Source organism: uncultured Aquimarina sp., assembly GCF_947492115.1.
Lineage (GTDB): Bacteria > Bacteroidota > Bacteroidia > Flavobacteriales > Flavobacteriaceae > Aquimarina.
Genome location: NZ_CANLMM010000010.1, coordinates 1 through 12,331, shown reverse-complemented (window position 1 = coordinate 12,331; position 12,331 = coordinate 1). Strand labels below are relative to the sequence as shown.

Annotated in this window: 10 protein-coding genes; 9 read left to right on the top strand and 1 reads right to left on the bottom strand. The window is 32.4% G+C overall.

Annotation, left to right across the window (positions count from 1 at the left end; genetic code table 11):
- Positions 1–21: 21 nt before the first annotated feature.
- Entirely contained in the window at positions 22–1,356 is a 1,335-nt protein-coding gene (locus tag Q1A73_RS21535; RefSeq protein WP_299610024.1) for a DUF1343 domain-containing protein, read from the bottom strand.
- 8 nt (positions 1,357–1,364) lie between these two features.
- On the opposite strand from Q1A73_RS21535, the gene Q1A73_RS21530 reads away from it, so the two are divergent.
- The 9 genes from Q1A73_RS21530 (at position 1,365) to Q1A73_RS21490 (ending at position 12,094) form a co-directional block, all read left to right on the top strand.
- Positions 1,365–2,606 (top strand): FtsX-like permease family protein, encoded by a 1,242-nt coding sequence (locus Q1A73_RS21530; protein WP_299610021.1) that lies wholly within the window; start codon positions 1,365–1,367, stop codon positions 2,604–2,606.
- Between the two features lie 98 nt (positions 2,607–2,704).
- Entirely contained in the window at positions 2,705–4,066 is a 1,362-nt protein-coding gene (locus tag Q1A73_RS21525; protein WP_299610018.1) for a pyridoxal-phosphate dependent enzyme, read from the top strand.
- Positions 4,067–4,226: 160 nt separating this feature from the next.
- Positions 4,227–5,207 carry an AraC family transcriptional regulator gene (locus Q1A73_RS21520; protein ID WP_299610015.1) on the top strand — a complete coding sequence of 327 codons (981 nt, stop codon included), beginning with the start codon at positions 4,227–4,229 and terminating at the stop codon, positions 5,205–5,207.
- 480 nt (positions 5,208–5,687) lie between these two features.
- On the top strand, positions 5,688–6,974 hold the full coding sequence (locus Q1A73_RS21515) for a DUF2851 family protein (RefSeq protein ID WP_299610013.1): 1,287 nt from the start codon (positions 5,688–5,690) through the stop codon (positions 6,972–6,974).
- A gap of 23 nt (positions 6,975–6,997) precedes the next feature.
- Complete coding sequence (locus Q1A73_RS21510) at positions 6,998–7,219, top strand: PspC domain-containing protein (RefSeq protein WP_299610011.1); 222 nt, start codon at positions 6,998–7,000, stop codon at positions 7,217–7,219.
- Between the two features lie 2 nt (positions 7,220–7,221).
- Entirely contained in the window at positions 7,222–8,229 is a 1,008-nt protein-coding gene (locus Q1A73_RS21505) for a potassium channel protein (RefSeq protein WP_299610009.1), read from the top strand.
- A 99-nt stretch (positions 8,230–8,328) separates the two neighbouring features.
- Positions 8,329–9,930 carry an alanine/glycine:cation symporter family protein gene (locus tag Q1A73_RS21500; protein WP_299610006.1) on the top strand — a complete coding sequence of 534 codons (1,602 nt, stop codon included), beginning with the start codon at positions 8,329–8,331 and terminating at the stop codon, positions 9,928–9,930.
- A gap of 103 nt (positions 9,931–10,033) precedes the next feature.
- Positions 10,034–10,813, top strand: coding sequence for a helix-hairpin-helix domain-containing protein (locus Q1A73_RS21495; protein WP_299610003.1), 780 nt, complete (start codon positions 10,034–10,036; stop codon positions 10,811–10,813).
- A 117-nt stretch (positions 10,814–10,930) separates the two neighbouring features.
- Positions 10,931–12,094, top strand: coding sequence for an acyl-CoA dehydrogenase family protein (locus tag Q1A73_RS21490; protein ID WP_299610001.1), 1,164 nt, complete (start codon positions 10,931–10,933; stop codon positions 12,092–12,094).
- Positions 12,095–12,331 lie beyond the last annotated feature (237 nt).

The window sequence follows — 12,331 nt, the reverse complement described above, 5'->3', positions numbered from 1 at the left end:
TCTTAGCATCTTAATTCGGGGTTATTTATAAAGTAGATATTGTGCTCTGATTTTTTTAAAGCTTTCGAGATCTTTTCTCCACGTTTTTTTGATTTCCTGTTCTGTATACCCTTGGATAATTTGTTCTTGCAGGTCTTTAGTTCCGGCATGAGAGGTGAATGACTTGGTATTAAAAAAGCCTTCTTTGTTCTTAGAATTACGGTAAGCATCGATAAGCCATTGTAATCGAATACTGGATAATCTTTCTGTTTCTCTAAGGTCTTTTCCATAGCATACCTCTCCTTTATGCTTAGGATATTTGGCACCAAAATTGGGTTGTGGCGTATACGCAAAGTCATATTGCTCTATTGGAAAATCTGGTGATCCAAAAATCTGAAATTGCATTTCTGTACCTCTTCCTGCATTGATAGTAGTGCCTTCAAAAAAACCTAGACTTGGGTATAGATTTATGGATCGATCGTTTGGTAAATTTGGAGACGGTCTTATGGCCAAACTATAGTAGGTTTGATGTGTATAGTTTTTAACTGGGATAATATCTAATTTACATTTTAGATCACTTCCTAACCAACCTTCACCATTGACCATTTTAGCATATTCTCCTATAGTCATTCCGTGAACTAATGGAATGGGATGAACTCCTAAAAAACTACTATGTTCTGGTTTTAATGTAGGACCATCGATATAATGACCATTAGGATTAGGGCGATCCAATATTAACAAAGGAATATTATTCTCTGCACAAGCTTGCATTACGTAATGTAATGTAGAAATATAGGTATAAAAACGAGCTCCTACATCTTGGATATCAAACACTACAATATCCAGATCTTTAAGTGACGAAGCTGATGGTTTTTTGTCTTTACCATGTAGAGAGATAATAGGTAACCCTGTTTTTATATCTTTTTCATCTGCAACCAATTCTCCAGCATCCGCCTTACCTCTAAACCCATGTTCTGGGGCAAATACCTTTTGTATATCAATTTTTCGTGCTAGTAGAGAATCTACCAAATGTGTGTATTGGCTTAATGAGTTCGGAGCAACTTCCTCCGTTTGTAACAGAGGTTTTAAATTTGGGTATTTAAAAATTACAGAAGTTTGATTCCCAACGATAGCTACCTTTTTGTTTTGTAATAATGGGATATATAAATCAGTCTGATTTGCCCCTATTATTACTGGTGTAAGAACATCTAGAGAATCTTGGATATGAGTTTCTGCAATTACACTTTTTTGATTTATGATCGATTTTTCATCCTCTTGTGATGGAGTAGAAGAAGGTTTTGTTCCGCTTCCACAAGAAATAAACAGAATAAAAAGGAATAAAAACGTATTTTTGAATGTATTTCTTATTAAAACCATAAGTAACATTGAATTTCGAATATTTTATTGCCAAACGCCTTATCAAAGGTAAGGAACATAAAAGTAGCATCTCATCTACGATCATAAAAATTGCAATATTTGCGATTGCCATAGGAATGATCATGATGTTAATTACCGTTGCCACTGGTATAGGATTACAACGTAAAATTAGAGAAAAAGTTGCCGCATTTAATGGACATGTGATTATTACGAGTTATGATAATAACAATAGCTTGGAATCCTTGATACCAATTAAGAAAGAGCAACATTTTTATCCCAATTTCACGGATGTAACAGGAATTAAGCATGTTCAGGTATTTGCTACAAAAGGTGGTTTAATAAGGACAGAGAACGATTTTGAAGGAGTAGTAGTTAAGGGTGTTGGTGAAGATTATGATTGGTCTTACTTTAAGGAATATATTATAGAAGGTACCCTACCGGATTTTACAGATCCAAGAAATAATCAGATACTGATTTCAGCATATACAGCTTCCCGATTAGGTTTAGGGATAGGCGATAAGGCAAATACTGTTTTTTTAAAGAAAAACTCTAGTTCTAAAATACCTGCTAATATTAGAGCATTTGAAATTGTAGGTATTTATGATTCAGGTTTTCAGGAATTTGATGAGAAGTTTATTCTAGCAGATATTAGGCACATCCAAAAAATGAATAAATGGAAAGATGGAGAAGTTGGAGGTTTCGAAGTGTTTATAGACGATTTTAATCAAATTGATAGAAAAGGATTACAGATTTTTGAAAATATACCTTCCGATTTAGAAGCTGTTACGATCACATTAAAATATGGAAGCATTTTTGAATGGTTAAAGTTATTTGATCTTAATATTATTGGTATTATTAGTATTATTATACTAGTTGCAGGAATTAATATGATCACAGCATTGTTGGTTTTAATTCTAGAAAGAACATCAATGATTGGTATACTTAAATCATTGGGTTCTAATGATTGGTCCATTAGAAAAGTGTTCTTATATAATGCTGGTTATCTAATACTAATTGGTTTGTTTTGGGGAAATCTCATAGGAATTGGCTTGCTTTTCTTGCAGAAGCATTATGGGATTATTGGTCTTAATCCGGCAACATATTATGTTAGTACAGCTCCAGTTTATATCAATATTGGGTATATACTGTTGCTTAATATCGGAACTATGATTTTATGTTTATTAATGTTGCTGATACCTTCTTATGTAATTGCGAAGATCTCTCCTTCTAAAGCGATTCGTTTTCAGTAATATGAAATACTAAATCTTACCATTACTAAATAGCTTTGTATTCGTATCTTTGCACGGCATAAAAAACATATATTAAGACTATATAAATTAGTAAGCTTGTGAAGTACGCAAATAATATCTTAGAAACTATTGGAAATACTCCAATGGTAAAAATGAATGCTTTAGTTGAAGATGTAGATGCTTTGGTATTAGCTAAATATGAAACGTTTAACCCAGGAAATTCTGTAAAAGATCGAATGGCGTTAAAAATGATAGAAGACGCTGAAGCAGATGGAAGATTAAAACCTGGAGGAACCATCATAGAAGGTACATCAGGAAATACAGGGATGGGACTAGCCCTAGCTGCCATTGTAAAAGGATATAAGTTGGTATGCGTAATGGCAGATAAACAGTCCAAAGAAAAAATGGACATTCTAAGAGCTGTTGGTGCTAAAGTAATGGTTTGTCCTACTAACGTAGAACCAGAAGATCCAAGATCTTACTATTCAGTGTCTAAACGATTAGCAGAAGAAACTCCGAACTCTTGGTATGTTAATCAATATGATAATCCTTCGAATGCAAAAGCACATTATGAAAGTACAGGACCAGAAATTTGGGAACAAACGGATGGTAAAGTAACTCATTTTATTGTTGGAGTTGGAACTGGAGGAACTATTTCAGGTGTTGGAAAATATTTAAAAGAGCAAAATCCTAATGTAAAAGTTTGGGGAATTGATACATATGGATCTGTTTTTAAAAAGTATCATGAGACAGGTATATTTGATGAAAATGAAATATATTCCTATATCACAGAAGGTATCGGAGAAGATATTTTACCAAAAAATGTCGATTTTTCTATTATCGATGGATTTACTAAGGTAACAGATAAAGATGCAGCTGTATATACACAACGGTTGGCAAAAGAAGAAGGAATGTTTCTTGGTAACAGTGCGGGAGCCGCTATAAAAGGGTTACTGCAACTAAAAGATCATTTTACAAAAGATGATGTAGTAGTTGTACTTTTCCATGATCACGGAAGTAGATACGTAGGTAAGATGTTTAATGATGATTGGATGAGAGAACGCGGATTCTTAGAAGAAGAAGTTTCTACAGCCGTAGATTTGGTAAAGAACCATATTGATAAACCGTTGGTAACAGTAAAAACCGAGGAGCTAGTTTCTCATGCAATAGAGCGTATGCGTAAGTTTCAGATATCGCAAATTCCTGTAACGGATAGTGAAGGTTTTGTAGGGTCAGTAGACGAAAGTGCATTGTTTTCTGCTTTTTTAGAAGATAAGAATAGTGCAGACACACCGATTAAAGATGTTATGAAGGATCCTTTTCCAATAGTAAAAGCTACAACCTCTTTAGATGAAATTTCTGGAATGATCAAAAATGGTAATCCTGCGGTACTAGTTGAACTTGAAAACGGTAAGTATCATATCATTACGAAATATGATGTGATCAGCAATATAAAATAAATTATTTATATTTATATCATTAAAGGTTTCCCCTTTATTAGTTTTAATAGCTAATACAGGGGTTGTTTTTATACTTTATTCTGATTAAAGAATTATTTAACGCAACTTTTTGTCGAAAATGGGATCTTTAAGAAGAAGAATCGTATAAAATCGAAGGGTTATGCAAAAATATTCATTTGACTTTTCTGATATAGATGTATTAAGGAACTACTTTAGATCCCAATTAGATCCTGAGGGAACTTCAGATCGTATTTATTTTCCACCACATATCGGTGAGGGATATCTTTGTTATTATAAAATCTCACCAGAGGTATTCCTTTTTATAAATAACTATAAAGCTCATGTGGATATCGAATATGTAAGAGAACCTATTGAAGAAAAAGATATTATCCTCCATTTTAGAAAGTATTCCTTAGATCATCAGATAAAGAAAAATGAAATCATAAGCTCCTATTCCGATGGATATACACCTGGTAATATGAGGTGTATGAATTCTCAACAAGGCGAAAGAGTGTATATTAACAAAGGAGCAGTTGTAAAATCTATTATGATTGTTCTAAAAAGTAAGTACACAAAACCATATTTCCTTAAAAACAATGATATGGCTGAAAAGATGGATCAGTATATCCGACATTCTCATCAACATATCAATAAGTTTTATCTGTCTTACAAACAATCAATTTTGTTTGATCAAATTGTTTCTCCGAATATAAATAAGGTAGAAAACTACCTGTTTTTTATTGCCAGAGGTATTCGGTTATTAGAGACGTTCTGGAAGGATGTTCTTATGTGGGAAACAGAAAGTAATCCATTTAATATTAATAGTACACAGGTAGGTAATATATATAAGGTAAGTACTTATTTAGAAGATAATTTACACGAGCCTTTTGTAGGTGTGGATCATTTAGCCTCCATGGCACATATGAGTAGAACTAATTTCTTTAATATGTTTAAGGAGATTCATAACCAGACTCCATTAGAGTTTTTTAACAATAAAAAATTAGAAAGCTCGTATAATATGATTTTTACCGAAAGACTATCGATTAAAGAAGTTATGGATAATCTTAATTACTCTAATTCCTCAAAATTCAAAAAAGCGTTTTTCAATAAATTTGATATATATCCTGATATCCAAATTTAAAATACTTTAAATCATTTATTTCATATATAAAATAAAGATGGTTGCCATCTGACAACCATCTATAACCTAACACAAACTCAACTAAGCTTAGGATTTTAAAATCTTTATATATGTTTTTGAAAAATTTTCTTCCCTTTTGTTAGAACAAAGTAAAGAAATGATAACGTTGAAATAATTTCCATTAATACATAAAATCTTACCAATAGTACATTTTTACTGTTTTTAAGGCTTTTTTAAGAATAAAATGGAGAAAATAGCACTATTTCTATGTGAAAAGAGTAATTTTTTTAGGGAATTATTCCAGTTTTTGGGTAAAATGCCATCTAGGTCATTAATTTTCAAAGTTCTAAAACAATAAGCAATAGTTGTGTGAATATTTTAACTATTCACTAATTAGAGGTAACAATTCGGTTTCCAGAAACACAATATGATAGGAACACACTAGATGTTTTTGATCAGTATATTAAAATTGTTACTCTTATGAATGAAGATTTTCTGCATTATCTCTGGAAATATAAAAAAATAGATTTTTTACAACTTCTCACCACTGATTCCCAGAGATTGGTCATACAAAGGGTAGGAGATCATAATCTTACTAGATCTGGTCCGGACTTTTTTAATTCACAAATAATTATTGATCATCAAAAATGGGCAGGAAATGTAGAAATTCATTTAAAATCAAGTGATTGGTATGTGCATCATCATGAGATAGATCCAGCATATGATAATGTGATCTTACACGTAGTTTGGGAACATGATGTAGAAGTTTTTAGAAGAGATAACTCCAAAATACCAACCCTACAATTAAAAGATTATACAGAAAAAGATTTATTACATAAGTTTAGAAAATTTTTTCTTCATAAAGAGTCCAATTGGATACAATGCGAAAAGTTATTGCCCGAAGTTTCTGCTTTTACAATAGCAAACTGGCAAGAGCGATTATATATAGAAAGATTAGAACAGAAATCTAAACTAATTCATAAACTGTTGATCTCTTCTTCTAATGACTGGGAAGCAGTACTTTTTAAATTATTGGCAAGAAGTTTTGGATTGAATGTTAACAACGATGCTTTTCTAAGTCTCGCTAATTCTTTTGAGTTTAAAATAGTAAGAAAATGTAGTGAGGATGTTGAAAATATGGAAGCTTTGTTATTCGGTCAAGCAAATCTATTAGATGACAAATCTGATAACCCTTATCAACAAAGATTAGTCAAAAAATATGAATTCCTGAAGCATAAATACACTCTAAAAAATCATGGTGTATCTCCTTTTTATTTCTATGGATTAAGACCATCAAACTTTCCAACTATTCGCATATCGCAGCTAGCGAACCTTTATGTAAAGAATAAACAACTTTTTAGTGAAATCATAAAAACTAATACTCTTACAACATTCTACGAGTTATTTGATGTAAGTGCTACTGATTTTTGGAAAACACATTATACTTTTGATAAAGAATCTACCTTTAGAAACAAGAAGTTGACAAAGTCTTTTATCCATCTAATTTTAATTAATACGGTAATTCCACTTAAATTTTTGTATGCTAAAAAGTTGGGGTATGATAGAGAAGAAGATATTTTTAGTTTAATATCACAATTGCCTTATGAAAGAAATACCATTGTCAACAAATTTATATCATTACAAGTACCTATGGAAGATGCTTTGCATTCTCAGGCGATGATTCATTTAAAGATGAATTATTGTAACCAAAAAGCCTGCTTAAAATGTGCTATTGGTAATTATTTGTTGAATAGAAGAGGTAATTAAAGAGAATATAATTATTTTGCATTATGCTTTATAATCTAAGACAATTTTTAGAAAGAAACGGTTTTTATGTTTCAAGCAGACTAGCAGATCGTTTTGGAATGCGTGCAAAAAATGTACGACTGTTTTTTATTTATTTAACCTTCGCAACTGCAGGGTTAGGTTTTGTAATATACCTGAATATGGCTTTTTGGTTAAAAATAAAAGATTTGGTATATACAAAAAGAACTTCAGTATTTGATTTATAAGTATGTTCAAAAGGTTTGGGTCTAAAATATATATAGCCTTAACACTACTAGTAACGGTTATAGCTGTTGGAGTACTAGGTTTTCGTTTTTTTTCAGATTATTCATGGACAGATGCCTTGTATATGACTGTCATTACGGTATCTACTGTAGGTTTTGGCGAAGTACAACCACTGGACGATACAGCAAAGTTGTTTACCGTATTTTTAATAACTACAAGTGCTTTAATATTAGGATATTCTTTATCTGTAATTACCGAATATATCGTCGGGAAGAGTGATCCCGAAAGAGTGCAATATAGAAAACTGCAAAAAATGATTAGTAAATTAGAAAATCATATCATTATTGTTGGATATGGACGTAATGGTAAGCAAGCTGCTGATAAATTATCGGCATACAATAAACCATTCTTAATTATTGAAAATGATAAAGCGGTTATCGAAAAATATCAGAGTGATGAACGTTTCTTTTTAGAAGGAAATGCTACCGAAGATAGCGTGTTGATAGAAGCACAAATAAAAAAAGCATCATGTCTAATTTGTACATTGCCCGAAGATGCGGATAATTTGTTCATTGTATTATCCGCTAGACAAATAAATAAGGATCTTAAGATTATTAGTAGAGCATCGCAAGATGCGTCTTATAAAAAAATAAGATTGGCAGGAGCAGATAATGTAATCATGCCAGATAGAATAGGAGGTGATCATATGGCATCGCTAGTAGTAGTCCCAGATTTGATTGAGTTTTTAGATAATTTATCTATTGTTGGTAAGCGATCCATAAATATCGAAGAAGTTTCATTTGAAGATTTGTTTGATGATAATAAGGAAAGGACTATCAGAGAAATAGCAATGAGATCTAGAACAGGATGCACTATCATTGGTTATAAATCTCCTGAAGGTGAATATATCGTTAACCCTGAAGCTGACACTGTGCTAAAGCCCGGTTCTAAGGTTGTTGTTTTAGGGCGACCGGAACAAGTAAATCAACTAAATAAAGAATTTAATATTTAGATGATTACCTAAGATTTAACCGTTAAATTATTGTAAACAATTGTTTTTTTTAGCATCTTGCTCACTTCTAAAAAATTAAATTCAATTAACTCACACATTATGAAGAGAATTCTTCTTTCAATTTTAGCAATAACAATTCCATTTTTAACTTTTGCACAAGAGACAGCAGAAAAAGGTCTGGATCAAAAAATAGATGAGGCGTTTCAACCTGTATCTGACTTTTTCTCAAAGGTTATATTTTTTGAAGTCTTTTCTGGAGCACCTTTTGTAATTATATTATTGGTACTAAGTGCTTTGTTTTTTACGATTTATTTTGGATTTCCTAATATTCGATATTTTGGTAAAGCAATTAACGTAGTTAGAGGTAAGTATGATGACCTAGAAAATCATAGTTTAGGAGACCCTGATGCTGGAGTCGATGGAGATATTAGAGATACTATTAGAGACGAGAGTAAAGAAGGAGAAGTTTCGCATTTTCAAGCATTAGCAACTGCAGTTTCTGGAACTGTTGGAAACGGTAATATTGCTGGTGTGGCGTTAGCTATCGCATTAGGAGGGCCTGGAGCAACTTTTTGGATGATTATCTGTGGATTACTCGGAATGTCTACAAAATTTGTAGAATGTACGCTTGGTGTTCAATATCGTGATGTTGGAGAGGATGGAACTGTATATGGAGGACCAATGTACTATCTAAGTAAAGGATTAAAAGATAAGGGGTTTGCTACATTAGGTAAAATTGCAGCCGTTATTTTTGCTATCTTTTGTATCGGAGGATCTTTCGGAGGTGGTAACGCAGCACAATCCAATCAAGCAACAATCGTTCTAAAAGAATTAATGGGACTTGAGAGTACAGGAGCGGGTACTGTGATCGGAGTTATATTAGCAGTATTAGTAGGTATCATTATTATCGGTGGTATCAAAAGAATTGCTTCTGTTACGGAAAAAGTAGTTCCGCTGATGGCCGTAATGTATATCTTAGCTTGTTTATATATTATCTTCAGTAATTTTTCATTTATTGATGATGCTATTGGAATGATAGTAACCGAGGCATTTAACCCAAAAGCAATTGGAGTTGGAGGACTTATTGGAGTTTTATTAGTTGGATTTAAAAGAGCCGCCTTTTCAAATGAAGCAGGAGCGGGTTCTGCTTCGATTGCGCACTCTGCAGTAAAAACAAAATATTCTGCATCAGAAGGACTGGTTGCATTATTAGAGCCTTTTATTGATACCGTAGTAATATGTACAATGACAGCTTTAGTAATTATCATTTTTAACTCTGGAGGAGCTTTTCAATATGGAGGAGACGGAAGTGGATCAGTATTAATCGATGGAGTTTCATACGAAGGAGCAGGAATCACAGCACAAGCATTTGCTAAGTATATACCTTATTCTAATGTCTTTTTAACGATAGCGGTAGTGTTATTTGCTGTTTCTACCATGATCTCTTGGTCATATTATGGATTACAATCATGGAAGTTTTTATTTGGTAGAGGTAAAACTGCTGATTTAGTATATAAACTGTTGTTCTTAACGTTCATTATTATTGGTGCTGCTGCTAGTATGAATTCTATATGGGCATTTTCAGATGCGATGATTTTTGCGATGGTATTTCCAAATATGATAGGATTGTATTTCTTATTCCCAGTAGTTAAGAAACAATTGACAAGGTATTTTGATGCTATAAAAGCATCTAAAGAATAAGACTTTTACAAATATGAAATTTATAAAATCCCATTTCGAGATACATAAAAGGTTCCGGAATGGGATTTTGCTTTTAGCGTTATTAATATTTAGTCTAATTTTATTGATATACTTTTTTCCTACTAAAGGGGATGCAACAACTAATTTTGTTGCTTTAACAGAATACCAGTCGCAATTGGATGAGTTAAAAAAGGAAGCTGATGAAAAGAAAATATCATATCAATCAAAACCTTTTAATCCCAATTTTATAACTGAATATAAAGGGTATGTTTTGGGGTTATCTACTGTGGAGCTTAATAAACTATATGAATATAGAAAAAAGGGGGAATGGATCAATTCCACATCAGATTTTAAAAAGGTTACAGGAGTCTCCGACTCTTTACTAAAAGTAATTTCTCCGTTATTTAAATTTCCTGAATGGATTATTACACCAAAAAAATATAAATCCTATAAATCAAAATATCCCAAAAGGTCCTTTGAGCAGAAAAAAGATCTAAACCTGGTTATATCCAAAGAACTTCAGGAAGAAATAGAAGTTCCAGATTTTATTGCGGAAAGAATTATAAAGTATCGAGATCGACTAGAAGGTTTTGTAAATGATATACAATTGAAGGATATTAAAGGATTGTATGATAATCAATATCAAAAAATACTATCGCTATATACTGTGAAGACACCGAAAAAAATTACTAAAATCAATATTAACAAAGCATCGGTAAAGCAATTAATGGAGGTGCCATATTTCGACTTTGAAACCGCTTTGGAAATAAAAGATTTTATAGATGAGAACAATGGTGTGTCTAATTTTGAGGAATTAGGAAAAATAGAAGGGTTTTCTTTAGAAAAAATAGATAGAATAGCATTATATTTGACATTAAATTAAAAATCGGAAAAAATTGCTGTGAATTTTGATAATATGTGAATTTGGTTGCAAATTTTAAATATCTTCTATTTACAGTGATATGTTAGCTATATAAATCAAAGTTATCATTTAAACAACATGTATTTTACAGAAGAGCACGAATTATTTAGAGAGAGTCTGAAAGACTTTTTACAAAAAGAAGTAGTTCCACATATTGAGAAGTGGGAAAAAACTGGAGATATCGAACGCTTTATTTGGGAGAAATTTGGCGAAATGGGGTATTTTGGTATTGCCTATCCTGAAGAGTATGGAGGATTGGGACTAGATCTTTTTTATACAGTTATATTTTTAGAAGAATTACAGAAAATCAATTCAGGTGGTTTTGCTGCAGCAATGTGGGCTCATGTGTATCTGGCGATGACTCATGTAAATAAAGAAGGTGATGCTAGAATAAAAGAAGCCTATCTAAGACCTAGTATTTCAGGAGAAAAAATAGGATGCTTATGCATTTCAGAGCCATTCGGAGGTTCTGATGTAGCGGGTATGAGAACCACAGCTGTAAAAGATGGAGATTCCTATATAATTAATGGATCAAAAACATTTATTACCAATGGAGTGTATAGTGACTACTTGGTGGTTGCTGCTAAAACTTCTCCAGAATTAGGAAATAAAGGGATTAGTATCTTTATAATGGATCGAGATACTCCTGGAATTTCGGCAACTAAATTAGATAAACTCGGTTGGAGAGCTTCTGATACTGGAGAAATTGCTTTTGATAATGTAAAAATCCCGTTAGCAAACCTGATGGGTGATGAGGATAAAGGTTTTTCCTACATCATGCAACATTTTGCGTTAGAAAGATTAATTATGGGGATTAATGCACATGCTAGAGCGGAGTTTGCTCTGGATTATGCTATACAATACATGGGAGAGCGTGAGGCTTTTGGAAGAACCATTGATAAGTTTCAAGCACTTAGACATTCGGTAGCAGATATGGCTAGTGAAGTTGAAATGTGTAAAGAATTCAATTATTCTATTGCCAAAAGATTAAATGATGGTCAGTATGTAGTTAAGGAAGCTAGCATGTCTAAATTATTATCTACAAAAATAGCTGATGAAGTTATCTATAAATGTCTACAGTTATTAGGAGGTTATGGGTATATGGAAGAATATCCTTTGGCTAGACTTTTTAGAGACAGTAGATTAGGTCCTATTGGAGGTGGTACTTCTGAAATCTTAAGAGAGATTATCGCCAAAATGGTAATCGATAAGAAGGAGTACAAACCAGCTGTAGAGGCCTAACTGAGATTCGTATTTTGGCGAAAATGTTTTTTCATTTTCCAAAATGATAATCGATAAGAAGGAGTATAAACCAGCTGTAGAGGCCTAACTGAGATTCGTATTTTGGCGAAAATGTTTTTTCATTTTCCAAAATGGTAATCGATAAGAAGGAGTACAAACAAGCTGTAGAGGCCTAACTGAGATTCGTATTTTGGCGAAAATGTTTTTTCATTTTCCAAAATGGTAATCGATAAGAAG

Coding starts and splice junctions, on each gene's coding strand:
- Q1A73_RS21510 (WP_299610011.1), top strand. CDS start 6,998: ATGCTTTATAATCTAAGACAATTTTTAGAAAGAAACGGTTTTTATGTT.
- Q1A73_RS21505 (WP_299610009.1), top strand. CDS start 7,222: ATGTTCAAAAGGTTTGGGTCTAAAATATATATAGCCTTAACACTACTA.
- Q1A73_RS21535 (WP_299610024.1), bottom strand. CDS start 1,356: ATGGTTTTAATAAGAAATACATTCAAAAATACGTTTTTATTCCTTTTT.
- Q1A73_RS21490 (WP_299610001.1), top strand. CDS start 10,931: ATGTATTTTACAGAAGAGCACGAATTATTTAGAGAGAGTCTGAAAGAC.
- Q1A73_RS21500 (WP_299610006.1), top strand. CDS start 8,329: ATGAAGAGAATTCTTCTTTCAATTTTAGCAATAACAATTCCATTTTTA.
- Q1A73_RS21520 (WP_299610015.1), top strand. CDS start 4,227: ATGCAAAAATATTCATTTGACTTTTCTGATATAGATGTATTAAGGAAC.
- Q1A73_RS21515 (WP_299610013.1), top strand. CDS start 5,688: ATGAATGAAGATTTTCTGCATTATCTCTGGAAATATAAAAAAATAGAT.